29 protein-coding genes are annotated in these 26350 nt (G+C 59.1%); 21 read left to right on the top strand and 8 right to left on the bottom strand.

Features of this window, described 5'->3' with window-relative positions:
• The first annotated feature begins 27 nt into the window (after positions 1 to 27).
• The 12 genes from FB009_RS17355 (at position 28) to FB009_RS17295 (ending at position 13047) form a co-directional block, all read left to right on the top strand.
• Entirely contained in the window at positions 28 to 1026 is a 999-nt protein-coding gene (locus FB009_RS17355) for a phage minor head protein (RefSeq protein ID WP_145161860.1), read from the top strand.
• Positions 1026 to 1505: a hypothetical protein gene (locus tag FB009_RS17350; protein ID WP_145161740.1), complete on the top strand. Its 480-nt coding sequence runs from the start codon at positions 1026 to 1028 to the stop codon at positions 1503 to 1505. Before FB009_RS17355 ends, FB009_RS17350 begins: the two co-directional genes overlap by 1 nt.
• A 171-nt stretch (positions 1506 to 1676) precedes the next feature.
• Positions 1677 to 2108: a phage tail terminator-like protein gene (locus FB009_RS17340; RefSeq protein ID WP_145161734.1), complete on the top strand. Its 432-nt coding sequence runs from the start codon at positions 1677 to 1679 to the stop codon at positions 2106 to 2108.
• 56 nt (positions 2109 to 2164) lie between these two features.
• Positions 2165 to 2902 carry a hypothetical protein gene (locus FB009_RS17335; protein ID WP_145161731.1) on the top strand — a complete coding sequence of 246 codons (738 nt, stop codon included), beginning with the start codon at positions 2165 to 2167 and terminating at the stop codon, positions 2900 to 2902.
• On the top strand, positions 2902 to 3309 hold the full coding sequence (locus tag FB009_RS17330; RefSeq protein ID WP_145161728.1) for a hypothetical protein: 408 nt from the start codon (positions 2902 to 2904) through the stop codon (positions 3307 to 3309). Before FB009_RS17335 ends, FB009_RS17330 begins: the two co-directional genes overlap by 1 nt.
• A complete protein-coding gene (locus tag FB009_RS34070) occupies positions 3306 to 3650 on the top strand; it encodes a phage tail assembly chaperone (protein ID WP_420376770.1) in 345 nt (114 codons plus the stop codon). Before FB009_RS17330 ends, FB009_RS34070 begins: the two co-directional genes overlap by 4 nt.
• A 6-nt stretch (positions 3651 to 3656) precedes the next feature.
• A complete protein-coding gene (locus FB009_RS17320; RefSeq protein WP_145161725.1) occupies positions 3657 to 6542 on the top strand; it encodes a phage tail length tape measure family protein in 2886 nt (961 codons plus the stop codon).
• A 3-nt stretch (positions 6543 to 6545) separates the two neighbouring features.
• Positions 6546 to 7280: a hypothetical protein gene (locus FB009_RS17315; protein WP_145161722.1), complete on the top strand. Its 735-nt coding sequence runs from the start codon at positions 6546 to 6548 to the stop codon at positions 7278 to 7280.
• On the top strand, positions 7280 to 7885 hold the full coding sequence (locus FB009_RS17310) for a hypothetical protein (RefSeq protein WP_145161719.1): 606 nt from the start codon (positions 7280 to 7282) through the stop codon (positions 7883 to 7885). The genes FB009_RS17315 and FB009_RS17310 overlap by 1 nt, the downstream gene beginning before the upstream one ends.
• 2 nt (positions 7886 to 7887) lie before the next feature.
• Complete coding sequence (locus FB009_RS17305; RefSeq protein WP_145161716.1) at positions 7888 to 8307, top strand: DUF6950 family protein; 420 nt, start codon at positions 7888 to 7890, stop codon at positions 8305 to 8307.
• Positions 8304 to 10505 (top strand): phage tail protein, encoded by a 2202-nt coding sequence (locus FB009_RS17300; protein ID WP_145161712.1) that lies wholly within the window; start codon positions 8304 to 8306, stop codon positions 10503 to 10505. Before FB009_RS17305 ends, FB009_RS17300 begins: the two co-directional genes overlap by 4 nt.
• A gap of 64 nt (positions 10506 to 10569) precedes the next feature.
• On the top strand, positions 10570 to 13047 hold the full coding sequence (locus FB009_RS17295) for a hypothetical protein (protein WP_234888280.1): 2478 nt from the start codon (positions 10570 to 10572) through the stop codon (positions 13045 to 13047).
• Here FB009_RS17295 and FB009_RS17290 read toward each other — a convergent pair.
• The 3 genes from FB009_RS17290 to FB009_RS17280 all read right to left on the bottom strand — a co-directional run bounded on the left by FB009_RS17290 (position 13044) and on the right by FB009_RS17280 (position 16756).
• On the bottom strand, positions 13044 to 13388 hold the full coding sequence (locus FB009_RS17290) for a hypothetical protein (RefSeq protein WP_145161709.1): 345 nt from the start codon (positions 13386 to 13388) through the stop codon (positions 13044 to 13046). The two genes, FB009_RS17295 and FB009_RS17290, sit on opposite strands and share 4 nt — an antisense overlap.
• Before the next feature lie 25 nt (positions 13389 to 13413).
• On the bottom strand, positions 13414 to 15723 hold the full coding sequence (locus FB009_RS17285; protein ID WP_145161706.1) for a glycosyltransferase: 2310 nt from the start codon (positions 15721 to 15723) through the stop codon (positions 13414 to 13416).
• Positions 15724 to 15904: 181 nt separating this feature from the next.
• Positions 15905 to 16756 carry a TylF/MycF/NovP-related O-methyltransferase gene (locus FB009_RS17280; protein ID WP_102045356.1) on the bottom strand — a complete coding sequence of 284 codons (852 nt, stop codon included), beginning with the start codon at positions 16754 to 16756 and terminating at the stop codon, positions 15905 to 15907.
• Between the two features lie 269 nt (positions 16757 to 17025).
• Between FB009_RS17280 and FB009_RS17275 the strand changes: the two genes are divergently transcribed.
• The 4 genes from FB009_RS17275 to FB009_RS17260 all read left to right on the top strand — a co-directional run bounded on the left by FB009_RS17275 (position 17026) and on the right by FB009_RS17260 (position 18650).
• Positions 17026 to 17871, top strand: coding sequence for a glycoside hydrolase family 108 protein (locus FB009_RS17275; RefSeq protein WP_234824706.1), 846 nt, complete (start codon positions 17026 to 17028; stop codon positions 17869 to 17871).
• Positions 17871 to 18107, top strand: a complete 237-nt coding sequence (locus FB009_RS17270; RefSeq protein WP_145161703.1) for a hypothetical protein — start codon at positions 17871 to 17873, stop codon at positions 18105 to 18107. The genes FB009_RS17275 and FB009_RS17270 overlap by 1 nt, the downstream gene beginning before the upstream one ends.
• Positions 18016 to 18207, top strand: a complete 192-nt coding sequence (locus FB009_RS33180; protein ID WP_234888283.1) for a hypothetical protein — start codon at positions 18016 to 18018, stop codon at positions 18205 to 18207. The genes FB009_RS17270 and FB009_RS33180 overlap by 92 nt, the downstream gene beginning before the upstream one ends.
• Before the next feature lie 80 nt (positions 18208 to 18287).
• On the top strand, positions 18288 to 18650 hold the full coding sequence (locus tag FB009_RS17260) for a hypothetical protein (protein ID WP_102045358.1): 363 nt from the start codon (positions 18288 to 18290) through the stop codon (positions 18648 to 18650).
• 73 nt (positions 18651 to 18723) lie between these two features.
• On the opposite strand, the gene FB009_RS17255 is transcribed toward FB009_RS17260, so the two are convergent.
• A complete protein-coding gene (locus FB009_RS17255; protein ID WP_145161697.1) occupies positions 18724 to 20355 on the bottom strand; it encodes a calcium-binding protein in 1632 nt (543 codons plus the stop codon).
• 212 nt (positions 20356 to 20567) lie between these two features.
• Here FB009_RS17255 and FB009_RS17250 point away from each other — a divergent pair, with 212 nt between their 5' ends.
• Positions 20568 to 20957, top strand: coding sequence for a helix-turn-helix domain-containing protein (locus tag FB009_RS17250; protein ID WP_102045295.1), 390 nt, complete (start codon positions 20568 to 20570; stop codon positions 20955 to 20957).
• A gap of 279 nt (positions 20958 to 21236) precedes the next feature.
• Here the strand turns inward: FB009_RS17250 and FB009_RS17245 are convergent, their stop codons facing one another.
• From FB009_RS17245 to FB009_RS17235, 3 genes are all read right to left on the bottom strand, one after another.
• Positions 21237 to 21422, bottom strand: coding sequence for a hypothetical protein (locus FB009_RS17245; RefSeq protein WP_102045293.1), 186 nt, complete (start codon positions 21420 to 21422; stop codon positions 21237 to 21239).
• Between the two features lie 321 nt (positions 21423 to 21743).
• Positions 21744 to 21977 (bottom strand): hypothetical protein, encoded by a 234-nt coding sequence (locus FB009_RS33175; RefSeq protein ID WP_234888279.1) that lies wholly within the window; start codon positions 21975 to 21977, stop codon positions 21744 to 21746.
• Entirely contained in the window at positions 21970 to 22422 is a 453-nt protein-coding gene (locus tag FB009_RS17235) for a hypothetical protein (protein ID WP_102045292.1), read from the bottom strand. Before FB009_RS17235 ends, FB009_RS33175 begins: the two co-directional genes overlap by 8 nt.
• 130 nt (positions 22423 to 22552) lie before the next feature.
• On the opposite strand from FB009_RS17235, the gene ligD reads away from it, so the two are divergent.
• Positions 22553 to 23527, top strand: coding sequence for a non-homologous end-joining DNA ligase (gene ligD / locus FB009_RS17230; RefSeq protein WP_186447666.1), 975 nt, complete (start codon positions 22553 to 22555; stop codon positions 23525 to 23527).
• On the opposite strand, the gene FB009_RS17225 is transcribed toward ligD, so the two are convergent.
• On the bottom strand, positions 23484 to 24233 hold the full coding sequence (locus FB009_RS17225) for a hypothetical protein (RefSeq protein WP_145161694.1): 750 nt from the start codon (positions 24231 to 24233) through the stop codon (positions 23484 to 23486). The two genes, ligD and FB009_RS17225, sit on opposite strands and share 44 nt — an antisense overlap.
• Positions 24234 to 24689: 456 nt before the next feature.
• Here FB009_RS17225 and FB009_RS17220 point away from each other — a divergent pair, with 456 nt between their 5' ends.
• The 3 genes from FB009_RS17220 to FB009_RS17210 all read left to right on the top strand — a co-directional run bounded on the left by FB009_RS17220 (position 24690) and on the right by FB009_RS17210 (position 26343).
• Positions 24690 to 24953 (top strand): helix-turn-helix domain-containing protein, encoded by a 264-nt coding sequence (locus tag FB009_RS17220; protein ID WP_024311669.1) that lies wholly within the window; start codon positions 24690 to 24692, stop codon positions 24951 to 24953.
• A 362-nt stretch (positions 24954 to 25315) separates the two neighbouring features.
• Positions 25316 to 25492, top strand: a complete 177-nt coding sequence (locus tag FB009_RS32735) for a hypothetical protein (protein WP_153317411.1) — start codon at positions 25316 to 25318, stop codon at positions 25490 to 25492.
• Between the two features lie 266 nt (positions 25493 to 25758).
• Positions 25759 to 26343, top strand: coding sequence for a hypothetical protein (locus FB009_RS17210; protein WP_028054082.1), 585 nt, complete (start codon positions 25759 to 25761; stop codon positions 26341 to 26343).
• Positions 26344 to 26350: the final 7 nt, after the last annotated feature.

The raw sequence follows: 26350 nt of genomic DNA, 5'->3' as shown, positions 1-26350 counted from the left end.
GCGCTCATCGAGGAGCTTTCCCCAGCAATGGAGAAGGCCTTCCGCGAAGCGATCGAGGACATCAAATCCGAGATCGTGTTGAAAGAGGTTGTCGAGCGGCTGGAACGCCGAGACGTTGAGGGTGCCATTGCGGCACTTCACGTCGACCCGGCAGCCTTCCGGCCGCTCTCCGAGGCGATCCGGACCGCCTTCAATTCAGGTGGCCTCCTGGTCGTCAAGAACATGCCCCGCCTGTCGGATCCGGCGGGCGGCCGTGTCGTCTTCAGGTGGGACGTCCAGAACCAGCGTGCCGAGCAGATCATCCGCGAAGCCTCGTCGACGCTGATCACGCACGTCACCGAAGACACGAAGCAGATGGCCCGGGAGCGTATCGAAGCAGGCTATGCCAAGGGGCAGGGGCCGAACACGATTGCACTCGACATCGCCGGCCGCTTCAACCGGGTCACCGGGCGCCGTGAAGGTGGCTTGCTCGGCATGACGTCGCAGCTTGCCCGCGCCGTCGAGAACGCGCGCACGGCGCTCCTCTCGGGCGACGTAGAGGGCATGAAGCACTACCTGACGCTGACGCGCCGGGATAAGCGCTTCGACCGGCAGGTCGCCAAGGCCATTCGCGAGGGCAGGTCGCTTCCGGCCGACGCCGTCCAGAAGATCACCGGCCGTCTGGCGGACCGCTATGTGCAGCTCCGGGCCCAGACGATCGCGCGCACGGAAACGCAGTCATCCGCCCACGCTGCGAAGCATGAAGCCTATCAGCAGGGACTGGACCGCGCCGGCCGCGACGCCAGTATTGTCACTCGCCGTTGGCGCTCGGTCGGTGACGGCCGTGTTCGCCACACGCATCTGGTCCTGAATGCCGAAGAGGTGACAGGCATGGATTTGCCGTTCCAGTCGCCATCGGGCGCTATGATGCGCTTCCCAGGCGATACCAGTCTCGGCGCTGGTGCAGCAGAGATCATCGGTTGCCGCTGCCACGTCGAATATAACTTCGACTTTCCCGAGGAATACGCGAGATCGCGAGGCCGATAATGGCTGAGAACAATCTGAGCTTTGCCGCCCAGGTGTCGGAATGGGTACAGGCGGAGAAGGAACGGGAGGCGGCCGTCTTGCGCACCGCGGCGCAGATGGTCGCGAACAACGTTCGGACATCGGTTGCGGAGGGTGGGCGCATCCCGGTCGATACCGGCAACCTCAAGAACTCGCTAATGGCATCGACTTCCACAATGCCGCGCGTTGAGGGCGAGAGGGAATATCCGAATCAGAGTGGGGAGATCGAGCTCATCATCTCCAACCTCGATATCGGCGAGACGCTCTATCTTGGATTTCAGGCCGCCTATGGCCCGCGCATGAATTACGGCTTCGTCGGGCAGGACAGCCTCGGGCGTGTCTACAATCAGCAGGGGTTCGGCTTTGTTGATGCCGAGGCTCAGACCTGGCCGCAAACGGTCAAGGAAGCTGAGGCGAAGGTTCGCGGTTGCTTTGAAGCGGGTCCGAGCCCTCGGACATAATGAGCAGCGCGCGCTGAAGGATGTCTAAATCGCGGATCGCAGCGGAAAGCACCTGCCGGCCGTTCTCGGTCTCAACCGTCTTATTGAGAAGCAGCGACAACGCTTCGTGCAAGAGGTCATACACCTCGGTATCGCTGAGTGCTTTGTCGGCCATGGGCCTAGAGGTAACAGATGGCTGATACGGTGGAAATGAAAATCTATCAGGCGCTGCTGCTTCGAGCGCAGGCCTTTGTCCCGCCGGCCGGTGTAACCATCGTCCTTCCAGGAGTGCCTTTCGCGCCGACTGCACAGAGCAAGTTCGTTTCTGTCGAGGTCCACTTCAACCGCTCGATCGAAACAGACCTTTCGCTTGTCATGGACCCGATCCGACAAGGCTTTGTGCGCACCAACGTCATGTGGCCGAAAGGCTCCGCGATCGTCGACGGATACAATCTCGCCGGCCAGCTTCGCGCGCATTTTCGCCGCGGAACAAAGCTGTTCCGGACCGACACGCAAGTCCGCATCGACGTTGATCCGGAAATCGGCGTCCTCGTGACAGGGGATACCCACCACAACATACCCGTCACCACCCGGTGGCGTTGCTACCCGCAAGTTCCGGCCTGATTGGCCTGCCGTTCCTGCGCCTTCGGCAAGCGCAATCAGACAGAAAGGAATGAGCTATGGCTCAGCTTTACCCGGTCGCCGGTGCGAAAATCTATATCGGCGCGGCCGTCAATGACGTCCCGGACGATGCCGACATCGTCGAATCCCTCTTCACCTCGGTCACCTTCACCGAAATCAAGGGGTGGCAGACGATGGGCGCCATCGGCGACGCCGCCGCGCTGATCACCGAATCCATCATCTCTTCTGGGCGCGATCTGAAGGCAAAGGGCACCCGCAACGCCGGCTCGATGCAGAACAACTTCATCATCCTGCCGAACGACGCCGGCCAGATTGCGCTGATCGCGGCGGAGGCGACCGACTACAACTATCCCTTCAAGCTCGCCTTCGATGATGCCCCGCCTGCGGAAACGTCGACTGTGACGATCACCGTAGCCACTCCAGGCGTCATATCCTGGAACGCGCACGGTCTTGTCGCCGGTGGGGCTGTGAAATTCTCGACGACAGGCGCGCTGCCGACGGGCCTCACTGCCGGAACGACCTATTATGTCGTCAACCCCACCGCGAATGATTTCAGTGTCGCGGCGACTCCGGGTGGCTCGGCTATTGCCACCAGCGGCACGCAGTCGGGCACTCACACCGCCACGACCGTACCGACGGGCACGATCAAGTATTTCTACGGGATCGTTATGACCGCCCAGGAAAACGGCGGGGGCGCCAACACCGCTCGCCTGCTTCAGGGCAATGTCGAAATCAACAGCGCCGTTCTGACGGTCGCTCCTGTCGGTGGTGCGTAATGGCTGAAGAGTTTGTCGACCTTTCCGGTCTCGAAGCCCTCGTCCAATCACAGGAGGAGGGTATCGAGATCGATCTCCTGAATGAACAGGCCAAGCCGATCGGTCTCAAGATCCGAGTCGTCGGCCCAGACAGCGACCGCATGCAGAAAGCGGTCCGCGATGTTGCCGCGGAGTTCGCCAAGGCTGCGGCCGAGCGCGAAAGCCTTGGCCGGGATGATGACAGCGACGCCCGCATGGTCGCCATCCTCGCAAAGGCAACCATGAGCTGGTCGCCAAATCCGAAGATTGGGGGCAGTGTTGTGCCCTTCTCTGAGGAGAATGTTCGCAACCTCTACACCAAGTTCCGGATCATCCGTGAACAGGTCGAGGTCCGCGCGGTTCGCCGCGGCTCTTTTACCAAAGGCTGATCGACCGGCTCTGTAAGCTTATTGTCGATCAGCACGAAGGTAAGAAGCTCGCTATCCCCGCTGCCGGCCAGCAGGTCTGGTGGTGGTTCCGAGAGCTGGACAGCCAGCGCACCGGGAACGGCTACGGGCCCAACGCTCTCGGGTTTCAGGCAATTGGAGAATGGGCGAGGCTTCGCGGCCTCGTTCTCAAGCAGTGGCAGCTCGATGCCATTCTGGCAATGGACCTGAAGCGCCGCGAGATCATGGCGCCGAAGGACGAGCCGGAGCCAGAGAAGCCGAAAGTCTCAGAGCGTCCGCTCTCCGCGCGTCTCTTCGATGCGCTTTTCCCAAGCAAGAAGTGATAGCCGATGTCTGAAGCTACCCTTGGTTTCAAGATCGACAGTTCGCCGGCCGTCAAAGGCGCCGCTGACCTCGATCACCTGACGGCAGCCGCTGGCCGCACTCAACAGGCTGTTGGGAAGCTCGAGAACGAGGTCGATCAGCTTGGCGGCGCGCTTGGGAAGGCAGGACAGGGCGCCGGCAGGCTCAAGCCTCCGATCGACGATCTCGGCCGCTCGTTCGGAGCGCAGGATGAGCATGTGCGCGCCTTCCGAATGGAAGTCGAGCGGCTCACGCTGAAGTATCAGCCGTTGGCGAAAGCCACGCGCGATTACGAGGCGTCCATTGGCGAAATCCAGCGGGCGCACAAGCTCGGCGCCATCACGGCGCAGGAAATGACGCAGGCTCTCGATCGTGAGCGCCAGGCATATGAGAGGCTGAAGACGTCGGCGACGGCCGCCGGCGCTGCGGTAAAGGCTGCGAACACGAACCGGCCGGGCGCGCAGGGCTTCAACTCTGGCAATGCTGCGTTCCAGTTTCAGGATATCGCCGTCACGGCCGCCATGGGCATGAACCCGCTCATGATCGGTCTGCAGCAGGGCACGCAGCTTGCGTCCGTTCTCGGTTCGATGGAGCGGCCGGTCTCCGGTCTGGCATCGGCCTTCGCGTCGCTGATCAGCCCTGTTTCGCTGGTCACTATCGGCTTGACCGCCGGTACCGCCGCGCTCGTCCAGTATTTCATGACGGCCGAAAGCGGCACGGACAAGACGAGCAAGCTCTTCGAAGAGCAGAACGATCTGATCCGGCGCGCGGCCGCCCTGTGGGGCGACGCTGCGCCGCAGCTGAAAGCTTACGTCGACGAGCTCGACCGCGCCGATAAGATCACCCAGGGTCGGGAAGCAGGAGAAATTCTGGCCGGCCGAGAGCTAGAGGGTCTCGGCGAGGAGTTGCAGGGTGTCAACCGGCAGTTCTCCGAGGCGGTTCGCGGCCTCCGCAGCATCGATGCTGATCCCGCATTCATCCGGGATTTCTCGCAGGCCTTCGGTGACCTGCGCGAGCGCCTCGACGAGGGTACCGCATCGATAGCGGACATCAACAACGCCCAGCGCTTCTTGTCTGAAGCGGTGGACCGGTATGGCATTAAGTCCGTTCTCGGGTTCCGGGACGCCTTCGACCTCATTACCAAATCGATCCGAGACAGCATCGAGGCTTCGCGGGAAGCGCGCGCTGCTTGGATTGCGGGCATTGCCGGGGCCGACAACGTTCAGGACATCATCTCAGGATCGTTCTTCACGGAAAACGGCAGGACGATGCGCACCGCGGATTTCATGCCGCGCAATCCGGGTGTTCCGACCAGCCGACCGAACATCGAGTTGAGCGGCGACCCGGACGCCACGACCATCTTAAACTCTGATGGCCGGCTGACGGCCGTTCCGGTACCGGGGCAGAAGCCGAACTTCTTCGAGCTCGAAACGCAGAAGGAGAAGGTCGACGACGTCACGAAGGCCTATCGGCAGGCCGCTGAGGCAAAGGCTGACTTCTGGCTCGACATCTCGTTTCAGGAGCGCCAGGCCGAGCGCAGCGCCATCGACCGGCAGGTAGCGGCCACGCTCACGCGCTACGGCTTCAACGAGGATCTGAATTCGCCTGAGGCGAACGCAATCCGCCAAGGCCTGCGCCGGGATGAAGCGAAGGACGCCTTCAAGGGGTTCTTCGACGGCATCCACCAGGAGGCATGGGCGAACGGCGGCAAGATCGGGGACGCGATCGTCAAGTCGGCGCTGAGTGCAGCGCAGAAGGCGAGCGAGAAGGCTTGGGGCGCAATCTTTGATCAACTTGGTACCGCTGCGGCCAACTGGTTGACCGGCGGCTCTAAGGCGGGTGCCGGAGCCTTGTCTTCGGGGTTCAACGCGACCACAACGTTCGGATCATTTCTTGGCGCGAACGATAACAAGACCTTTGCCGCTCCGGTAGGTGCCGTCACCCGAGGCGCTCTGCCTCCGACGACCGAGATCGCAAGCTATATTGCAAAGGCGGCAGCCGCTCGGGGCATTGACCCGGACATCGCGCTGCGAGTTGCCAAGTCTGAAGGTGGTCTCAACAGTTGGAACCTACAGTCGAACTACGTCAAGAACGGAGTTCGTGAGCCGTCGTTCGGGCCATTCCAGCTCTACAAGGGCGGCGGTCTCGGCAACAAGTTTATGGCCCAGACGGGCCTTGATCCGGCCGATGCGTCGGCTGGCCCGGCGGGCATCGACTTCGCGCTTGACGAAGCCAGGAAGAGTGGCTGGGGAGCATGGTATGGCGCCAAGAAGGCTGGCATCGGCAACTTCGAGGGTATCGGGACCTATTCCGGAGGCGACAGTGCCGTGGATGCGATCACCAAGCTCGGCGAAGCATCAAGGGAAACGGTCAAGGGGCTGAGCGAGCTAGGGCAGGGTGCCGGCGGTCTCGGTCAGACACTCGCCAGCATTCCGCAAGCCCTCATGGGCAACGGCGGCGGTTCGGGCATCCTGAGCAGCCTGACCAAGTACGGTATGGGTCTATTCTCCGGTTCGGGCCAATTCGCCTCGGCGATGCTCAGCGGCGGGATCGGCCTTTTCGCCAACGGCACGAACTATGCCCCCGGTGGCTTGTCGGTCGTCGGCGAGCGCGGTCCGGAGCTCGTAAACCTGCCGCAGGGATCGGGCGTCATGAGCAATCACAAGCTCATGCAATCCTTGAACGACAACAACAACCAGCGTTCCAACGCTCCGGCGAACCTCAATGTCAACGTCATCGGTGCAAACGGTGATGAGCACGTCCGCGCCCTTGTGCGGCAGGGCGTTGGGCAGGCTCTGTCTCAGTATAACGAGCAGCAGCGCCGCGTCGGCTTCGGGGAAACGCAGAAGCGATTTGTAGCGCAGAAAGGCTGATGGATGGCAGTCTACATCAACCAGCCGACTGTGCCGATCATGTATCTACGGCCGACCCGGGCGAGTTTCGACAATCCCGGGTCGGCGATCGACGGCGGCGTCAATGGTATCGGGGAGTCGATTAGCATCGAGACCAGCGGCGGCGGTATCGTCACTGCCGTCTATGAGCGGTGCGTCCTGCAGGCTGAAGACACAGAGCGGCACGAGGTCATCAACTGGCTCGGGGCACGTGGGAACGGCGGCTATCGCTTCTTCAACGTCCCCATCATCAATGACGGCATCGGACCGTTTCCGGTCATCGACGGCAAGAAGCGCCCGAGCATCAAGGGCATTCCACATTCTGACGGTTCGTTTTTCTCTGATGGCTCCGGATACAGTCAGGCGACCGTCTACGGCGAAGTGACAGAAGCGGCGGCACTCGGCGCCAGCATCCTGAAAATGCGCGTCTATGGCGCTGCCCGGCCGCTGCGCTGGTCCGATTGGTTCTCGATCTATCACCCGACCAAAGGGTGGCGTGCCTATCGGTACTGGGAGGTCATCTCTAAGACTAACGAAACCAACCCGGTCTACACGCTTGCTATCGCTCCTCCGTTGCGAGAGGCGGTGACCGCCGGGACGCGTGTCGAGCTGGCGCGGCCGATGTGCGTCATGAAGTTCCCTCGCGGCTTCACGCTGCCCTGGGATTATGAGGGCTGGTATCATTCGCGGCCGACGCTTCAGTTTACGGAGGCGTTCTGATGGAATTCGTACCCTCGAGCATCGTCGCGGAGATGCGCGGCAGCCATCAGTTAGGCATCTTCCTCAGGGTCGATACGGATCCTGCTTTGCATCTCTGGTTCGGGATCAACGACATCCCGGCCAATTTCGACAGCATCGACCCAACAGGAACCGTCTATCTCGGCGGCGGGCGTCTAATCGGCGTGCCAACGCTCGAGATACTGGTCAACGGCACAGCCGACAGCGTCGAGTTCACTCTCTCCGGACTCGACCCGACGACATCGGCAAAGATGCTCGACAGCTTGCCGCCGGTGCGCGGCGCCGCCGTCCAAATGGGGTTGACTACGCTCGATCGGTATTTCCAGCCGATGAGCAGCATTATCCCGATCTGGACCGGGACCGCGTCACATACGGGAGAGGTGAGCCCGCCAGTTGAGGAGGGTGATAGCCCAAGCATCACGCTTTCGCTCGCCGTGGTGACCGGCGAGGCAACCCGGTCCCGGGGCGCCCGCTCTGTCTGGTCAACACCTCATCAGAAGGCGATATCGCTGACCGACAAGTTTTGCGACGGCGTCAGCCGGCTTGCCAGGGGCGTTCAGCCGGTCTGGCCGAATTTCCAAGGATAGCCATGACCTTGCAAGAATTTCTTGCCCTGCCACACCAGTTCCGGTGGGGCGGGGTTGCTGGCGATGATTGCACGACCTTCTGCGGGACTTGGCTGTGCGAGAGCGTCGGCGTCGATCCTGCGGAGGCCTATCGCGGCACATACAGCACGGCGGAAGGCGCTCACGACATCCTGGCGCAGGCCGGCGGCCTCGTATCCTTCGCTGCGCACGCACTTGAGCCGCTCGGCTTTGTACGCACCGTGTGTCTGCAAGACGGTGATGTCGGCGTTGTGCTCGCTCCTGCCGGCATGGCTGGGGTCAAGGAAGTCTGCGCGATCCGTTTCGGACCGCTCTGGGCTCTGCTGGCGCCGTCCGGTGTCATCGCCAAGAAACTTGATCACGTTGCAGCCTGGCGCGCGCCGGATGGAGACCTGAGCGTATGAGTTTCCATCACCGCATGATGCTGCAGCGCTATGGTCTGGGTTGCACGACGTCGCTCTACAGCGAAGTTCTGTTTGATCCGATCTTCACGCCGATCTTCACTGCCGTCCTTGGTACCGGCGGTTTCGCCATCGGCGCCACCACGATTACTTACGCGTCGATCGCGTCGGCGATTGCGACCACCGCCATCTCTATCGGTCTGCAGGCGCTCCTCGCGCAAGCACCGAAGCCCCCGAAGCCGGAAGATGGCAGGGCGCCGCTCAACCAGGCGATACCGTTCCGCATCTATGCTGTCGGCCGCACCCGCGTCGCCGGCGCCCGCATGATGTGGGAGGCGAAGGGTTCCAACCTCTATTCGGTGCAGGCCATCGCCGGCCACCGAATTAAGTCCTTCAACCGGTTCTACCTGAACGATGACGAGGTGACGGTCGTCGATAATGTCGTCACGCCTTTAACGACGGGTGGCAGGTACGGCGCGGGTTCCGCGAACGTCAGGCTGTACACGCGCCTCGGCGCGAACCCTGAAACGCCCTATGCCGAGCTCGTCTCCGCACTCGGCGCGGACGGCATCTGGACCAACGATCATCGCGGAGACGGACAGGCCTCGCTCGCGATGCGGGCGCATAATGCAGACGCGCAGGATCAGCAGACGGCTTTCCCGTATGGCGCCCCATCTCCTTCGGTGGAGATCGACGGCGCCTACTGTTGGGATTTCCGCGACCCGGCTCAGGATCCGTCAGATCAGAGCACTTGGACGTGGACGCGCAACTCGGCCGTCATCTTGGCTTGGCATCTCTGCTTCAACGAGTTCGGATTCGGCCTCGATTACCAGAAGGCTCTCTTGCCGGTTATCGACCTCTGGAAGGAGGAGGCCGACATCTGCGACGAGCTCGTGGCGCTCAATGGCGGCGGCACTGAGAAGCGTTACGAGTGCAACGGCTGGGATACGACCGAGAACGGTCCTAAATCCGGCCTGAACGCGATCTTGGCAACGTGCGACGGTCACCTCGTCGCTCGCGGTGACGGCGCCCGCATCCTGACCGTCGGCAAATTCCGCGAAAGCAGGACGGCCACGCTGACCGACGCCGATATCGTCGGCCACAACGTCCAGTACGGAGTTCTTTTCGAGGACGAGTGCAACCGGCTCGTGCCGAAGTTCACCTATCCGGCGACGAATTATACGAGCTGCGACACCGACTTCTTCGAGGACACAGACGCGCAGATCGCCGCCGGCCGCGTCCTCACCATGGAAGGGAGTTACGAGTGGTGCCACCAGTGGCGGCAAGCCCGGCGCCTCGGCAAGCGTGACTGGCTGCGCCAGCGCCAGGAGGTCAAGGGAAGCCTTGATGTTCGACTTTCCGGGATCAATGCGGTCTATGCGCGGTGGGTTCGTCTGGAGACGCCCAAGAGGCTGCCTAAGCTCGACGGGAAACTGGTCGAGAACCGGCGCTCCATCGTTGCCCTCACAAAGGGCGGCTTCACGATGGACTTCATCGCGCATCCCGAAGGGATTGACGATTGGAACCCCGCCACAGAGGAGGGGCAGCAGCCGCCGGTACCGCCGGCAGTGAACGCCTCCGACATTCCAACACCGGTCATCAACCTCATACAGGCGAAGGCAAACGGCGGGAGCGTCTATATCCGCGTCGTCATTATCGATCCGGAGGATGGCAGCTTCACGCCGGTCGTTCGCTACAGGGTAGCCGATGCAGACGGTCTCGGGACCCCGGGTGCCTGGGTAGAACAACAGAACCCAAGTGCGGACCCATCCGGCGGATACATTGACCTGTCGACCGGGAATGTTCCAGCGGACAAGGTTCTTGAAATTCAGGTGGCCTTCATAGTGTCCAACCGGAGGTATTCGAATTGGTCGGTAACCGAAACTGTCACATCAACTGCTGATCCGACGCCTCCGGGTATTGTCACCTCGCCAAGTGTGACAGGTGGACTTGGCCAGGCAACCTTCAACTGGACCGCGCCCAATAGCAGTAATTATGCGGGCGCCAAGATATACTGGAACGCCGTCGATAACTTCGGAACCGCGAGCTACGCCGGCCCACCCGAGTACGGCGCTCCCAGCAGCGCGGACTCGACGGTCCGGTCGTTTGCCCCTGGCACCTATTACGGCTGGATTGTCTCTATCAACCGCTCCGGCATCGAAGGTTCGCCGGTAGCAACGGGCTCCTTCACCGTCTCCTGACGCTCTCTTTCATCTCCTCCTAGGCCCTGGCGCATCGCCGGGGCGCTTTCGCATGGGAAACATCATGGTCGAACTCGCCGCAAATATCTGGGCTGATGGTCCTTCCTCTGATCCGTATGAGCCTGACAAGGCGCAGATCCGTGCGTGGGGCAGCTGGGTTGAAGGCATAATCACGGCCTTCACCTCGAGTGGCGGCCTGATTTACGACGCGCGCGCAGAGTTGTTCGCGGACGTCTCTTTTAATGAGAAGCGAATGGCCTGGGTTATTGACGACCCGAACGTTGAGTATATCGGCGTATACGGGTTCGACCCTGACACCGACACGTGGGAGCGGAAGTCGGATCTGCCATTTTCGTTCATCGTGGCGAACGATGCCGGAGCCGGCACACCTGTCGGAATTCAAGCGACCACCGCCATTCCGGTTTCTGGATCTGCGCTGGTTTGGATGGAAGTCGCCGAGACGAACACCGGTAGCCCCGTAACCGTAGCATTCAACGGCGGCGCTACGCTGACGATCAAGACGAACAGCGGCAACGACGTCGCGGTCGGTGGCCTGACTGCCGGCATGATCGTCATGGGCATTGTGTCCGGCTCGACGTTCCGACTGGTGAGCGATCAAGCGAGCGCAGCGATTGTCGCGGCTTCTGAGGCTGCTCAAGCGGCTGCCGAGGCGGCTGCTGCAAGTGCCAACATCCGGTACGCCGCCACTCGTGCAGCGCTCAAGGCGTACAACACCAACGTGACGACTCTGGCCTTCCTCGGGGAAGCAGGTCGCAACGGTCTGTATGAATGGACCGCAGGCGACTTTTCCGCGCAGATCGCGGCCGACACTGCCGAGGCCGTTTACATTAAAGCCGACGATACCGCCGCAACCTCGGGTGCCTGGGTGCGCATTTCCTGCAGTGATGTAAGCGCGTTCGGCTCATCGCCTACTTCAGACAGTTCCCCGGCCATTACGGCAATGGCAGCGCTTCTTGGCTACGTTCGCTTCCCGGCCGGTAACACGCTCATTGATGCGAACCTTACGATAGACGCGCCGGTCTACTTCGCTGATGGAGCCTACGTCACCGCTGCAGCGACAAGAACGGTGACCATCACCGAAGTCATCGACAGCCCGAAGCAGCACATCTTCAGGGGGGATGGAAGCTTCATCCTGGCGCATGACAGCGACAGTGGCGAACCCGCAAGGCAGGTCCATGCGTCGTGGTTTGGTGCGTTCCCTGGAAGCAATACCGTTGACCAAGCGCCGGCCATCCAGAAGGCTTTCACGGCGATGGGGAACTCCCGCGAAAGCAAAGTGGAGTTCGATATCGGCAACTACACCATGATGACTGGTGTCACGCTAACGCGTGGCGGATGGGTTATGGGCAGCGGCAATCGCCGAACTGTCTTCCTCGTGAAAGGTGACGGTTTCGATGTGTTCGCGAGCGGACACACAGCCTGCCGTTTCTCCGATATTCAGTTCGAGAACCACCCCGACAACGTTTCCGCCAGGACAAGCCCCTTCATCCGCATCGAGCACGACTTCTGCGTGATCGAGAACGTTTTTGCGCAGGAGGCGTTCAATCAGATCATCGTGGGCGAGGGTGGGAATAACTGCGCCATCCGCGAACTCAACATGGTGTGGCGGACGTACCCGTTCACTGCTGGCTCGGCCGGTATTCTCGTGCGTGGCTCTGGCTGCAACATTAGCGGAGTGTATTCCAACTACTCGTCTGGAGGCGGCCCAGAGTCACTGATCGCTGTAGGAAAGGGCGCCAGCGGGAACGTATCCGCCCCACGCATCAATAATGTGAGCTATATCTGCGCCTCGACAGGAGTTTTGGTGCATGGCGACAGCATCATTGTTTCTCGCGGGCAGATCAATGATATCAATTATCGTGGCGCAACAGGTAATGCACCGCAGGCAGTAAAATTCCTAACCTCTGGATCCGGCGGCGTTTTTGGCTTTTCGGTTGACGATGTCACTATCAACGGCACCGCCACTGCAGACATTACGTTCCAATGCAACGGCAGCGGCGACCTGAAGCAGATCACCGTCGACAATGTGTTCAGTTCCGGCGCGACCGGCAACGGAATCGAGTTCATTAGAACGGCTGGCTTGCTGTCGGATATCGTTATAGGGGCGACTGTTAACACGCGTTCGCGCGCAAGTCCGTTCTTCTTCTCGGGCAGTAATACCGGCATCCGCATCGACCCTAGGGCGATGGTCGGCGGGAACGTTGCTGAAGTGTATTTCAGAGGTACTGTGGCCGATGATACAGCATTTCAAATTGTTCTCGGTCGGCAAATCTTCTCAGGCCTGGCCATAGTGACTGCTGGCAGTTTGGAGATGGGTATTTTTGGCATTCGTGCCGCATCGTCTCCAGCCGCATCAGGAAACCGGATCACCGACGCAAACGTTGTCGCCGTAACCACAGCCCTTACGGGCACAACGGGCACAGATGGCAATATTACTCTCGGTGTTCAGGATGGTGTCTTGTACGTCGAGAACCGTGTTGGCAGTTCGCAGAATATGAGCCTCACCGTGATGGGCGCTTAGTGGCGCCCGCCTCTGGACAGGAAGATCTCTCTCGCAAGTTCTTCGTCTGTCATGGCGTCAGGATTCAATGGGTATATGTCCTGGTCGTCTTCATCATCGGGGGATGTGACGGTCGGGACAAACCTTGGTTCCGTGAAATGCAGGTATGAGGCCGCCAGTAAAGCGCAAATTCCTGCCGCTACGGCTAAAAGGCAGGCAGACAACGGAAGGGACAAAATATACCCGATGGAGGCTCCGGCAAGGAGGCCCGCGCCCGCTTGCCAGGCGCGATCCTTCCACCGAGTGCGGACGAGATACTTAAGAAACTCGTCATCGTCCATCTCGTCGGTGCCTGATTTCATACGCGGTGTTCTCCTCACCCAATCTTCAGAAGTTTACGGGGAACTCGTTCTCGCCGATTACGCGCTTTAAGAAAGGGTACTTTACCACAAGTAGTCGTCTGCGCACGCTTCGGTTTCCAGGCAATTGCTTGGAGGCCGTCTTGAGATGCACTATCGCCCTCTTCCTATTGCCTGCCCGAATATGCATCTCAGCCGCCGATCGCAGCAGATTGGGCCGAGATTTGTTCTTCTCGTACTCGGTCTCGAAATGGGCTGCGGCTTTGGTGAAGTTTCCGGAGGTCACGAAGTTTGCGATTGAGCTTACCGCCGCTTTTGCTGCGCTTTTGGTCGCCGGCATTATTACTGCGCCTTTACCATTCAGGTTCGCATGGTGGCGGTACGGGTCGAACAGAACCGACCGGCGAAGATCGAAGGCCGGGTATTGGTAGATCGCCGGCGCGTAGCCTGGGATACGAACTTCTGTGAACTTAATGTCCTTGACTTTGGTCCGGTTCGAAAGGTTGCTGAAAGTCGCTATGTCCGCCTTCCAATCGGCGAAGCTGTAAAGCTCCTTGAGCAGATAGTAGAAGAACTGGTGAACCTTGTTTTTGTCGACAGGGGCAACGTTTCTCAGAGATACCCTCATCTGCTCTGCGTCTTCAAATCGTTCGTTGATCCCGTCGATCGCATAGAAGCAAGGGCCGTAGTAGAAGACACGCTTGTTGAAGGCCATCGAGATCACGCCGACGCCGGAGTTAAACAGGGCAACGGCTCCGGCCGCCTCGAGCAGGTCATGCACATGGTAGGCGTCCGCGCATATCGCCGAGGACAGTTCGAACTTCTGAACCGCCAGAGGGTGGTTTTTGTACACCATAACCCAATCGCTCTGCAGCGACAGCGACAGGCGTTTGATCTCCAAGAGGTAGGCATCATATTCCCGGCGCTTCTCCGAAAATAGCGTCGTTACCGTATCGTCGGCAAGCTGAAGCGGAACGAAGAGAATCTTCGCCCCATCGGGGATATTCAGACGGTGGCGGAGCAGAGCGGCCCCAACGCGGCCGGACTGCTTTTCAAGAGCGTGCTCGCCGAAGCGCATATCTGCGATGTAGGCTTTTACGGATTGCTCCTGCTCTTCCGTCAGCGGCTTGGCCCAACGTTCCTCGCGGTAGCTGGGGCTTTCGACGCACAGGCCGCCTTTGTCGAAATAGAGGGACCGGGGCAACGCTCCGCGCTCGCCAACGATCGGATCAATGCCGAGTTTACGGAGCGCGTCGTAGACCTTCTTGCGCCAGGGGAGGCCGTAGGGGTTCCACATCAGAACAGATCTGGGTTTCTGCTCCGCAATGTCTGCGGCGTATCGTTCCGGGTCTGCTCGACCGTTCTCGTCGATGATTGTCGGGTTTGCCAGAGCTTGGAGAACCGCTTCGTTCGCAATATGCGGGTTGAAGCCCATGATAATGTCGGGCGGCTGGTTCGGATCTCGGCGCGCCGGTACCTTCCTAGTCGTGTGATACCGTTCGGCCTTCTCGGAGGCCAGCTTGATGTTCGATTGGCCGCTCCGCCAAGACAGGATCTCATGAAAGAGGTGGAACGCATACATGCCCTTGCGGGCGAGATAATCGCCGTGCATCCGATAGAGCGCGCGCCAGCCGTCAAATTGCGTGGTGTCGTTCAGGTTCCAGGTCTTGGTGACCTGAAATTCGGATGGCTTCTCGATCCGATCATTGACCAGCAGAAGGCGAAAGACGAAATCCCGGTCTTCTCCGCCCCAGCCCGCGAAGTTCTCATCGAAGGCGCCGACGTAAAGAGCGGTTTTGCGCCTGACCGCCACGACTGAACTAGCAGGCGCGTAATGTTGCAAAGACGAGTTGATATCGTGTCCGCGTGGATCTTCGAGCAGAGCAGCAGTCAGGGCCCGCTCGTATTCCGCATCCATACCATTAGCAAATACGCGGTCCGACTGGGCGGCGGAGAGATAGACTGCGGGAACCGTCAGGAAATTGAACGGAGTTTCCTCAAGGAGGTCGAGCTCGCGCATTAGACGTTGGTAGAAGTCCGACCTATAGGCGAGGTCTATATCTTCGAAACAAATCCACTCGGTGGACGAAGCATCTATCCCTGCATTGCGGGCGCGGGAAAGCGAGAACGGAAATTCCTCGGTCTGTAAGCGGATGTAGTTGTAACCGCGTTCGCGGCAGAAACCTTCGACTTCCGACGAGACGCTGGCTGGGCTGCCGTCGTCCACGAGGATCGTATCAACATCAGCCAGATCGAGCGCGTCTCTGAGTTGCAGCCTTTTCGCATAATCGGAAAAATCTGATGTTCTGACGGCGATGATCAGCGTGAGTTTACTCATTGCGGAGTATCCATCCAGTTTCGATGCCTGGCGTTGTTAAAACGCAGTCCTGACACATGCAAGTGACAGGACACCCAAAAATTGCAAATGCGGCGGCTCTCTAGGGCAGGGGCCGCCGCAAATCAACGCAATATCGTGGATCAGGCCAATTGGGCAGGAATGCGGCGGCGAGAGAGAAGGCTCATGCAGAAATTTTAAACCTGCCGGCCAAATCGGGAGCGTGCGCCATAACCATCGCCGAGAGCCGTTTTGAGACCTCTACGACCCTTCGTCTACTGTACGGCTGGCCAAGAATGCTCATATCCAGACCACCCTCGGTAAGTATCAGAGACGCCTGTTGGCGGTATCCTTCTTCCGTTTGCTTTGCCCAGCTCGGATACGCTCCATTCCAAAGCATGGAAAGGGTTTCCTCAAGTCCGCGTACCCTTTGGTGCACACTGAGGCAGCGAATTCCAAGACCGGTGGCTTCGAGCATCTCGAACAGCGCAAATGCTTCATTCCAGATGAACTCTCTGTAGTTGATCAGCTCATCGAAGGCGATCGCAACCCCAGGCTTGAGGAGCCTATTTTTCTGCAACGCGTCGAACACGTCTTTGGTCGAGGAGTAGATATCGCAATCAATATTGACGACACATACCTCATCCCTCAGGTTGGTCAGAAATCCGGGCAGTGTATCGGAAAAGAATCCCTTGATGAGGGTGACGTTTGCGGGAACTTCTGGGAGCTTTCCACCAGTTGAAAAATCCTGATTCCAATCCGTTCGCCCGTCGTCAGGAAATCCTTCGAAGCTATCGAAACCATAGAACTTGCGCTTCGAGTATTTCTTGCCGGTGTAGTTGATCGACGCTCCTCTGAATACGCCGAACTCCAGGCAGACGCCTGGCTTTCCAATGACGGCTTCGTGCGCCGCGAGAAGCGGCACGTATCGCGAGCCCGTCTCCGTTTCGTGCTCCATAAAGCTTGCGACTGCGGAAAATCTTGGCAAGTACGTGAGAAGAAACGCGGTAAATCGTTCCGCGGTTGTGTACGACATTTGGCTTTAGTTCCCCCATTGAAAGCGGGCGAACTATTAGGTGGGCTCATCTCAAAGTCAATGTATCCAAGCGAGATTGGCGCACGCCGAATACTTGGAACCCTAATGATGGCGATCGCTGTCGTTCACTCTGTACGTGTCAGATTCACCGTCCGCCAATACGGGCGCGATCTCTTCGGCGCTCTCAGGATGGCTACCGCTCTTCCATCGCGGTGTGGCGACGCGGTGAGCGCGCAACTAACCACCAAAAAATGAAACCAGGAGATCACATGGCTCGGGAAACTCTTCCCGTCGCCCTCGAACTCATGTTCGGAGATGAGGGCGGCTATTCGAATCACAAAGGCGACCGGGGCAACTGGCTCCACGGCGTTCTGGTCGGCACGAAGTACGGTGTGACTGGCGCCACTCTGGCAGCGCACCGCGGCGTCAAGTCGGTCACGGCCAACCAGGTCAAAGCAGTGAGCCGGGAAGAGGCCGAGGACATCTACCGGCGCTCCTACTGGGGGCAGAGCGGGGGCGATCTGCTGCCGCCCGGGCTCGACTATGCCGCTTTCGACTTCGGGGTGAACTCCGGGCCGTACCGAGCAGTGAAGACCCTGCAGAAGGTCCTCGGTATCCGCGAGGACGGCCAGGTCGGCGAGCAGACGCTTGCGGCCGTGCGCAAATACCCCGGCGGCGTCAGCACGCTCATTCGGGACTACTGCGACGCCCGCATGCGCTTCCTTCGCTCGCTCACGAACGGCAGGACCGGCTTTCCGGTCAACGGTCGTGGCTGGACGATCCGCGTCACAGGCAAGGACCCGAAGGGCCAGTGGAAGGATCAACCCGGCGTGCGCGGCAATGCGCTGCGATTGGCGGCTGACGCCAGCGGCAGGAGTGTGGAAAAGGTCGAGACCCCGCCAGAAGCCGGAGCCAAGGCGGATAGCCGCGACACTGGACTGGGAGAGGTGCTGAAGAAGCCAGAGGCTTGGGGGCCGCTCGGCGGTCTGCTTTCGGCCGCAGGTGCGCTGTTTGCGGGGAATGGCCCGGTGCAGTGGGCGCTTGCCGCCGCAATGGTCGCGGCGGTGCTCGTCGGGCTCTGGTATTTCGTGCGCCGGGTTCGTGAGGCTGGGTGATGTTTTCCACTCCTCGCCTCGTCGCGGCTGCGGCCGCTGTCGCCATCGTCGTTGCCGTCGTTGCCTGGATCTACCGGCAGGGCGGTGACGACGTTCGTCAATCCATCGAAAGGCAGAACAATGAAGCTGGCCGCACTGCGGACGATGTCCGCTCTCGCTTTGACCTTTGCCCTCCAGGGATGTGGGACTTCGGCGCCGGCAAGTGCCGACGGACTGCGCCGGGTGGTGGGCACTGATCTGATCGGCACGCGCGGCGCGACGCCGGCGGACCAGCGGAAGATAGATCGGACCGTCGTTGGCATCTGTGCCGCGGCTGTCTGGACGAAAGCGGAATGAGCCCGCCACGGCGAAGCGCAGCAGTAATCGCATCACACTACGAGGGCAGGGGATTGTCTGAAACACAGGAAACCGAAAAGATGGTCGCAACTCCGAAATGGAGGTTTGAATATAACCTCAACACCCTGGTGATCCTGTTCGGCTTTGCCGGCGGCCTTACAGCGTGGGGCGCGACCTGGGAGAGGGTGAACGCCAATCAGGACTCGCAGGCGAATTCCATCGATCGTCTCGACAAGCGCCTTACAGCGGCCGAAGTCTCCCTCCGGCAGATCGACAATCACGAGCTCCGAATATCGGCCGTCGAGAAGCAGGCGGCCGAAGCGGCGACATCGATGCGGGCCGTCGAGAGCACACTGAACAATCTCAGTTCAGACATGCGTCTAGTGCGTGAGATCCTGCAGCGGCTCGAGGATGGTGGGAGTCGATCGGGTCGGCTTCGTTAACGCCATGTGCCGCCACAGTCGTCGCTCTGGCCCTCCCCAAGAATGAAGAGGGCCTTTTGCGTGAGATGCAAAACTACACTACAAAAAAATCGCTTGCAGTGATGCCGAGGTTCGTTCCGACTGCGGCGAAATGAACAGAACCGCCCGCTCCATCCCCATCGCTGTCGTAGAGCAGCCTTCCGGTGTCGCTATCATAAATAATTCGGTCGTCGGCGTCAGCAGCGAGGCCCGTGGTATTGGTTACGAACTGCGCCGCAGTCAACGTGCCGGTGCCGACGATCCCCGTAAAGATCGCATTCTCCAGTCGGATCGTATCGTCCGCGACAACGAACCCGTTGATCGTGTCGACGTTGTTCGTGGCATCCAGAGCATAGCTGAAGTTGAAAGTGTCCAAACCGGCTCCGCCGGTCAGGATATCATTGCCGAGGCCACCATTTATCAGATCGTTGCCGAGGCCCCCGTCTATTGTATCGTTGCCGGCAAAGCCACTGAAAATGTTATTCCCGGTATTGCCGCTCAGGGTGTTGTTCAAGGCATTGCCCGTGCCATTTATGTTGCCGGTGCCAAGTAGGACCAGGTTCTCCACGCCCCCTTTGACTACCGCGGTGTTACCGAGAGCGAACGAGATTGTGGAGTGAACGGCATCTGTACCCGCGCCCGAGTCGGCCGCTTCGTCAACGATGTCACCGGTGTTGTCCACGAAATACGTATCATTGCCTAGGCCGCCGCGCATGTTGTCTGCGCCGCCTCCGCCATTGATTGAATCATTGCCCGCGAACGTGCGGAGGAAGTTGGCGGCTGAACTGCCGACGATGGTATCCTTGAATTCAGTAGCTCGGATATTCTCGATGCTGGTGAGAGTGTCCCGAGATCCAAAGCCATCCGTCGCAATACCGGTGCTGAGATCGATGCTGACACCCTTTGTGGCGCCTCGCTGGAAATCGCGGTCGTATCGAACGGTGTCGATTCCAGCGCCACCGTTAATAGTGTCGCGGCCGCCAAATCCAAAAAACGTCTCATCGACCGAGGATCCCACCATCGTGTCCGAGAACTGGGTTCCTCTGAACTCCTCGAAATTCTGGAAGGTTTCCGAAAACCCGAACTGATCAATGACGGTCCCAGCCGTGGCGTTGAGGTTGATGCCTCTTATCGCTGTTGGGGAGTCATAAGCGTCCTGGAAGTTCAGAACATCATACCCGGCTCCTCCATCGTAGGTGTCTGCACCTCCGCCGCCTGTGACGAGGTCACTGCCCGCATTGCCGTTGAGGACATCGTTTCCAAGGTGTCCCCAAATTTCATCATTACCGAGGGAGCCGTTGATCGTATCGTTGCCGCTCGCGAGCCAGCTCTCGAGTCCAGAACTGTCGAACGCGGCCGATGCGTCTTGGAAAAGTTCAAGCGAAATATTCAGCCCGCTAATTGTTTGTATCAATCCTGTGCCGTTGTTCAGAAGGACTTCTATCGATGTGATTGTTCCTCCCACAGCGTCGCCACTCGCGTCAAAACTGAACCCGGTGCCTACCAACTTCACTTTTAGTCCGTTGTCGAGCCGATAAAGCACCGAAGTACTGGTCGTGGTCGAACGGCTCGCCGTGCTCATGTCTACGAGTTCGCCGAAAGACGGGTTAACGCTGACGCCACTCAACGGTGGGTTGTATTGGTTTGGGTAAAGTCCTGCTGGAAAATGATACGTAATTGTAGCCATGGTTTCCTCCGGGAGCCGGGACGTTTCCGGCCAAAACGAATATCAGAATGAATAAAAAAATAGACACTTACGGGCAATTTTAGGTTGTCACAATTATCAGAATAGCTTGTTCCTGTCGAATCACCCAATCGGGTGAGCATTCCTCCAATGGAGTAGACGCCTCGACATAACCAGCGCGCAGGTTAAGAATAGAACGACGTGGGGAAAGAGGCATGAACAACACGAACACGACTTGCGAGATCGACGTTGTCATCGGCTCAAACATACGTCGGGTTCGGGAGCTGGCGGGAGTGTCCCGGAGGGGACTGGCGAAGGCTGTCGGCGTCTCCTGGTCACAGTTGAAAAAATGCGAGGATGGGGCGAGGAGGATCGCCGCAGGAAGCCTCTTTGCGGTGGCCAGGGCGCTTAATTGCAGCATGGACGAGTTCTGGAGAGGTATTGACACGGGCGAACCCACGGTGCTCCTGCCAGAGCAAAGCGATGATGCCATGATGGTAGCAAGGAACTTCGACAGGATACCATCACCAGCGCACAGAGACGCGATCGCAAATCTGATTGCCACGCTCGCCGACGGCGGCGCTCTCCAGCCGGCGGCAGAATGATCCCAACACCGGGCATGAGGTTCCAGCCCTTGTCGGTGGCCGGTCGGCTCCTATCCTTCATCGATGCTGGGGGAGAAAATGCATGGCAGATGATCAAGAGAAGAGAGGCCAAGGCAAGGACCCCATCTCTACTGAAGTAGACACATTCAAAGCAAGCGGAAGTACCGCCGCCCAGAGGCGGAAGGACGTGCAAGAAGCACTCCGACGAGCAAATCCTGCTCAGGCGAAGGCGGACGAATATCTCGATAGAAGGTGGCTATTCCATCGCTAGCTCGAAGCTTAGCGATGTTCGGCATCGGTTTGCTGAGGAACATAGACCGCGACCACGCCGCTTCCGTTGTTCGAGAAGGCGCCGCCGACGAGCAGATAAACGACGATCGTCAACATCGATAAGAGCATTACGCTGAGGGGCAGACCGGTTGATGCTCTTCGCTCCGGCAGCCCAAAATCGTCTTTGTCACGCATCAACAATTCCTTCAGCACAACAAACTAGCACCGGCATAGAACTCGGCCTCAGAGCTGCCAAGAAGGGACACGCAGGCAACTCTGAGGCCATCACTCACACGAGCGGCTGACGAGGGTGCCGCTCGGGGTGACAACGCTAACATGGGCCGAAGGGATCCGCTCGGTCACTGGCTTAGGACCTTTGCCATCAACGAGCCAGACTAAGGTCCGATACGTGCTTGGGTCTTCGGTGAGAAACCCGAGTGCAAGTGGCGACCACGAATACAAGGAAGAGATCGAGTGCAAGCGCCGTGCGCGGCCGATCTATGGATACTCTCGGTGCTAGCCTGCACTAGGGTGGGTTGCGTGGCCGTATCGATTCCGCGCGGCGTCGACGGCGCTTGGGTAGTCGGGCCGATTGTTCCATTCGGGCTGATGCTCAGTGCAGAACCAGTTCGGCTCGCCGCGGCCGACTGCGAAGCCAAAGCTGCCCCATTTCGTGCAGCCTAGGTGTTCGCAGTAATGGACATACGGGCCGGCCCCAATGTGGGGCTTGGCTCCCAGTTCGTCACTCATGTCGATCGCCTCCTCGGCCGGCGCCAAACTGCTGCTCGAATGCCTGTTCCCAATTCGGATGGCAGGAGGCGCTGACGTGTTTCAGGGGTTCGAAATGGTATCGCGCCAGAAGTGCGGCCGAGATTATACGCGCCATCTCCTTTCGCGCGCTTTCCGCTTTTAGTCGATCGCGGTCGCAGGCGGCCCGCCTCAATTCGAGCGGGATCGCGTAGAGCGTCTGCGTAACGAATGGCGCAATCGCCGGAGACCGCAATACCGTCTCGACATCGAAGATGGCAAAGGCCCCGAAGGATTCGGCAATTCCCCTGGCGAGTTCCTGGACGCCGCGCACCTCGACAGGACGGCGAAACTGGTCGAGGCCAGCATATGCCCGCCTTTGGTGTGGGGGCATTACCGCAAGATCAACTTCAATTGCGGTTCCTATTTCATCTTCAGGTGTTCGCATGATGCGCGCCTTTCTGCATTCGCCGCTGATTGATGGATGGCGCGCCGCATCGCCGATGAATGTTCTCATTATGTTCTCTACGCCGAAAGAGTCAATTCGGCTTTTCGCGGGGCTGTGCGTTAATGGGGCTATGGCCAGAGCATCCTCAAAGAAGCCTCGCGATATCGCGCCAATCGATCCCATGCCGGCGCGGGTCGATCCCTCCCTTGCAACGCTCGTCGACAAGCCACCGAAGGGACCGGATTGGGCCTATGAGGTGAAGTGGGACGGATATCGGATCGCCGTCCACATCGAGCCCGGCCGGGTGCGGATACTCACGCGCGGCGGCTACGATTGGACCGGAAAGTTTCCCTCGATCGCAGACGACGCGCGGCGGCTCGCCGTGAAAACCGCTATCCTCGACGGGGAGGCGGTCGTTCTGAACGACCATGGCCGCTCGGATTTCGGTATGCTGCAACGGGCGCTCGGGCGTTTGCCGTCTCCGTATGAAGCCGGCGCCATCGTCTTCTATGCCTTTGATCTCCTCTACCTCGACGGCCGTGATCTGCGCCGGCTGCCGCTGCGCGAGCGCCGGCGACTGCTCGAGCCTCTTGTCGCCGGGCGGGAAGGGGCCATTCGACTGTCGGAAGAAGTGCAGGCCGACGGCGACGAATTCTTCCGGGTCGCCTGCGCGCATGGCCTCGAAGGCATCATCGCCAAGCACATTGAGAAGCCATACCGCTCGGGCCGAGGCGAGTGGTGGCAGAAGATCACCTGCAAGCGCCGGGATAGCTTTGTGATCGTCGGCTTCGAGCCGTCAACCGTGCCCGGTCATCTGGGTCGGCTGCTGCTGGCCGCGCGCAAGGACGGAGAGCTCGTCTATGTCGGCGGCTGCGGAACTGGCTGGTCACACGATCTATCGCGCGAACTGCGCAATGTCCTCGCATCCATCATTACGAAAAAACCGGCAGTGAGCCTGAGGCGGAAGAATGCCGTCTTCACCGAGCCGGTACTCGTCGCAGAAGTCGAGTATCGCGCTTGGACCGATGACGGCAAGCTGCGACACGCATCGTTCAAGGGAATCAGAGAACGGGCGGACGATGCGGCGGTTTTTGCGCTGACGTAGATCGCTCCTTGATTAGCTCCTTAACGGCCATTCTGAGCCACCGCTTCATAAGCACTCGAGCTTCCGCCAGCTGCATAGGCGTAAATCCGAGATCCTTTTTCCAATGCCGTTCCTCAGAATTTGCTGTTCTCCTCATGAGCGACTTCTTGTTCTCTGATATCGCGCTGCTTGCCAAACCAGTCTTGTCGAGCGCCTCGATGGCCTTGTATATTTCCGCCCAGCTGGGCTCGCCCGACAGGAATTTTATGGCAGCCCCAATAGCGGGATCAAAAAGGCTAGCTTGCATCTGCTCTTGCGCCGGGGACGCTGACGCGGGAGCTTCGATACGCCGTCCTTGCAAATCGACCTGGGTAATCGTGGCCCGCCCAAAGAAGGGCTTGGACTCAATGCCCTTTGCTTCAATGATGTTGGTCCGTTTCGGGTGAGGGCCTCTGAAATCGACCACAGCGCCGATCATGGCGGGTTGTAGACCCGCAATGGTTTCCATGCTCGCGTTCAGGCGCAGGAGCAAGTCCTTGCCCGTGAAATAGACATCTTCCGCGGTTGTCAGCCCAACAAATTCGACAGAGCGGATCACAATGGGCCCGTTCTGGCTGTAGAACAGGTCAGCGAAGGGCTCAAATGGCGCCCTCAAATTTTCCGTCCAAGCAGACCTCTCAACTTCATTGACGACTATCTCCAGTCCCCAATCCGGACTCACATTCATTTAGGGGATTCCTCCGAACGCTTACAGCTCCGACGATCGTACTATGGAGGAATGACGTGGTTCTAGGGCCCGCGTTGGAAGGAAAGCTCAAGAACACAAAACCGAGTCGCCGAGTCCCGAAATAATTCCCGAACAGACCTTCTGGACATGCCGCAAACCCTTGTCTATCAGGGCATCCAGCAAACTAGACCTCTCTCCTGGGGGTCAAGGGGTCGTGGGTTCGAATCCCGCCGCTCCGACCATTTTCCAAAAGGAAATCAGATACTTGACCCAAGCCGGCGATGAGCCGGCTAACGGATTTTTCCGCCTGACCCAAAAATTGGGTCAGTTTTGGGTCAGGCGATGCTATCATCCTTCTTGCCTTTTAAGGCCGAGGCGTCGGGCGGGTTATCAACTGAATCGTTGCGCGGCTCGACTGACGCCCTTTGCGAATCACACGCCGAAGGAGTGAGCCCCATGGACGATATCCGCGATATCGCTGCAATGATCGCCCGACTGGAAGAGACCGGGATGACGCGCCGACAGATTGCCGAAGGATCGCATGTCGGCGCGAGCGCGATTACGCGGATCATGGCTGGCGAAGCCCGCAACCCGTCGTTCCGGGTGATATCCTCAATCCGCAGTTTCTATCGGCAGCATTTTCCCAATGGCGATCCGACTCGCCGGTACGATCTGGAGCAACGTTTTGCGCCGGGATGCCAGCCGCGCGCCGGCCGGTGAAGCAACAGGCTCTGCAAGCGAGCATTGTTGGGAGCAGTTGATTCGATTCCAGAGTCAATAACAAAGCCGCGCCAGTCTGGTTTTCCACACCGCATGCACAGCTAAATTAATCGGAGCGCAAATCCTTGTGAAAAAGTCGATTGACAGCTTTTTCTACAACCAGAGTTTGCCGTAAATTGGGATGTGCTCGAAATGATTCGAGCGCCCGACGGGACAGCCCGTCGGACAACTCGTGGAGCCGCACACAAGCAATCCCGGCGCGGCAGGCTGGTAAGACTGTAAGGTCTCTCCCTGAACAAGAAGACCCTATAGTGATTTGCCACGCTGAACAAGCCGGGCGGGCCCCAAGGAGGCCTACCCGCATGCGAAGAGTCTCCCCGGACGTAACGCCGGAGATGGCAGCTAAGATCAAGCGCTACCTGCTCAACAACATGGCGCAGCACGAAATTGCGGCCATGTTCAAAATCAATCAGGGACGCGTGAGCGAGATCAAGACCGGTAAGAAATTCGGCGATGTTGCGCCGGCGGCAGGTCTGTGATGGCGAAGAAGCAATCAAGCTCCATTACGTCCAGGCTTGCTGCAAAGGTTTTGAACGGTAGTAAGAAGCCCACGCACGCGGACGCCAAGAAACTCGCCGCTTCTGTCCTGTCTCAAGACGAGAAAAAGGCCAAATAGCCACCCAGGTAACCCGCCCGCCGGAATAATGAGTTTCCGGCGGGTTTTCGGCGTCTGTCTACAGGTCTGATATTTATTCGAGGGTGGCAAATGTGGCGAGTTGGAAGTTTGCTAGGCGGCGTTGCCTGCATGATCGCGGCTGGATGGATTGGTTATTCGTATCGAGCCGGTGACACTTTGTTTGAGCCCATCCTAGCATTCCTTGGCCTATTCGGCGCTTGGGCATTCGCCGAAACCAAAGCCGTTGCGCCTGAGCCGCGAACAGCCTTGCTCCACCCCCACGATGTAGTGCTTGGCCAGAAGGTCCGTGATTGCTTCACTGAGCGCAACAAGAGATATCTCCGGGAAAACTCATTCGGAGCATCATTTCGTTATGCATCGTTAGACTTCGTCAGAGACTTTCTGGAACGGCAAGGCCCGGAACATGAGTTCGAGAATGCGTCACTAGACAATCTTGTTGCGGAGATTTCCCAAAAAGCCGCCGCACTGTGCGAGAGGATAGATCAGTATGGCAATCCTATTAGTCATCGTGATGAATGGTGGTCTCTCGCACCAGAACAAGAACGAATATCGGATTGGCACAGCAAGGAAACATCACAGAAAATTGCGGAGGTAGATCGCCTCGCGGACGAGGTTGCGGAAGCTGCTGACGCCTTTGAAAGAACATTCCGCAAACTCTCACCCGAAAGCTATCTTGGCGGCGCAAATGTGTGAAGGACGG

Origin of the sequence: Sinorhizobium medicae (assembly GCF_007827695.1) — a bacterium.
GTDB classification, from domain to species: Bacteria; Pseudomonadota; Alphaproteobacteria; order Rhizobiales; family Rhizobiaceae; genus Sinorhizobium; species Sinorhizobium medicae.
This window is presented reverse-complemented; position numbering and strand designations above follow the sequence as displayed.

What these genes read in the sequence shown, in the direction of transcription:
- FB009_RS17355 (WP_145161860.1), top strand. Translation starts at nt 28, where the DNA reads ATGGAGAAGGCCTTCCGCGAAGCGATCGAGGACATCAAATCCGAGATC.
- FB009_RS17350 (WP_145161740.1), top strand. Translation starts at nt 1,026, where the DNA reads ATGGCTGAGAACAATCTGAGCTTTGCCGCCCAGGTGTCGGAATGGGTA.
- FB009_RS17340 (WP_145161734.1), top strand. Translation starts at nt 1,677, where the DNA reads ATGGCTGATACGGTGGAAATGAAAATCTATCAGGCGCTGCTGCTTCGA.
- FB009_RS17335 (WP_145161731.1), top strand. Translation starts at nt 2,165, where the DNA reads ATGGCTCAGCTTTACCCGGTCGCCGGTGCGAAAATCTATATCGGCGCG.
- FB009_RS17330 (WP_145161728.1), top strand. Translation starts at nt 2,902, where the DNA reads ATGGCTGAAGAGTTTGTCGACCTTTCCGGTCTCGAAGCCCTCGTCCAA.
- FB009_RS17320 (WP_145161725.1), top strand. Translation starts at nt 3,657, where the DNA reads ATGTCTGAAGCTACCCTTGGTTTCAAGATCGACAGTTCGCCGGCCGTC.
- FB009_RS17315 (WP_145161722.1), top strand. Translation starts at nt 6,546, where the DNA reads ATGGCAGTCTACATCAACCAGCCGACTGTGCCGATCATGTATCTACGG.
- FB009_RS17310 (WP_145161719.1), top strand. Translation starts at nt 7,280, where the DNA reads ATGGAATTCGTACCCTCGAGCATCGTCGCGGAGATGCGCGGCAGCCAT.
- FB009_RS17305 (WP_145161716.1), top strand. Translation starts at nt 7,888, where the DNA reads ATGACCTTGCAAGAATTTCTTGCCCTGCCACACCAGTTCCGGTGGGGC.
- FB009_RS17300 (WP_145161712.1), top strand. Translation starts at nt 8,304, where the DNA reads ATGAGTTTCCATCACCGCATGATGCTGCAGCGCTATGGTCTGGGTTGC.
- FB009_RS17295 (WP_234888280.1), top strand. Translation starts at nt 10,570, where the DNA reads ATGGTCGAACTCGCCGCAAATATCTGGGCTGATGGTCCTTCCTCTGAT.
- FB009_RS17290 (WP_145161709.1), bottom strand. Translation starts at nt 13,388, where the DNA reads ATGAAATCAGGCACCGACGAGATGGACGATGACGAGTTTCTTAAGTAT.
- FB009_RS17285 (WP_145161706.1), bottom strand. Translation starts at nt 15,723, where the DNA reads ATGAGTAAACTCACGCTGATCATCGCCGTCAGAACATCAGATTTTTCC.
- FB009_RS17280 (WP_102045356.1), bottom strand. Translation starts at nt 16,756, where the DNA reads ATGTCGTACACAACCGCGGAACGATTTACCGCGTTTCTTCTCACGTAC.
- FB009_RS17275 (WP_234824706.1), top strand. Translation starts at nt 17,026, where the DNA reads ATGGCTCGGGAAACTCTTCCCGTCGCCCTCGAACTCATGTTCGGAGAT.
- FB009_RS17270 (WP_145161703.1), top strand. Translation starts at nt 17,871, where the DNA reads ATGTTTTCCACTCCTCGCCTCGTCGCGGCTGCGGCCGCTGTCGCCATC.
- FB009_RS33180 (WP_234888283.1), top strand. Translation starts at nt 18,016, where the DNA reads ATGTCCGCTCTCGCTTTGACCTTTGCCCTCCAGGGATGTGGGACTTCG.
- FB009_RS17260 (WP_102045358.1), top strand. Translation starts at nt 18,288, where the DNA reads ATGGTCGCAACTCCGAAATGGAGGTTTGAATATAACCTCAACACCCTG.
- FB009_RS17255 (WP_145161697.1), bottom strand. Translation starts at nt 20,355, where the DNA reads ATGGCTACAATTACGTATCATTTTCCAGCAGGACTTTACCCAAACCAA.
- FB009_RS17250 (WP_102045295.1), top strand. Translation starts at nt 20,568, where the DNA reads ATGAACAACACGAACACGACTTGCGAGATCGACGTTGTCATCGGCTCA.
- FB009_RS17245 (WP_102045293.1), bottom strand. Translation starts at nt 21,422, where the DNA reads ATGCGTGACAAAGACGATTTTGGGCTGCCGGAGCGAAGAGCATCAACC.
- FB009_RS33175 (WP_234888279.1), bottom strand. Translation starts at nt 21,977, where the DNA reads ATGAGTGACGAACTGGGAGCCAAGCCCCACATTGGGGCCGGCCCGTAT.
- FB009_RS17235 (WP_102045292.1), bottom strand. Translation starts at nt 22,422, where the DNA reads ATGCGAACACCTGAAGATGAAATAGGAACCGCAATTGAAGTTGATCTT.
- ligD (WP_186447666.1), top strand. Translation starts at nt 22,553, where the DNA reads ATGGCCAGAGCATCCTCAAAGAAGCCTCGCGATATCGCGCCAATCGAT.
- FB009_RS17225 (WP_145161694.1), bottom strand. Translation starts at nt 24,233, where the DNA reads ATGAATGTGAGTCCGGATTGGGGACTGGAGATAGTCGTCAATGAAGTT.
- FB009_RS17220 (WP_024311669.1), top strand. Translation starts at nt 24,690, where the DNA reads ATGGACGATATCCGCGATATCGCTGCAATGATCGCCCGACTGGAAGAG.
- FB009_RS32735 (WP_153317411.1), top strand. Translation starts at nt 25,316, where the DNA reads ATGCGAAGAGTCTCCCCGGACGTAACGCCGGAGATGGCAGCTAAGATC.
- FB009_RS17210 (WP_028054082.1), top strand. Translation starts at nt 25,759, where the DNA reads ATGATCGCGGCTGGATGGATTGGTTATTCGTATCGAGCCGGTGACACT.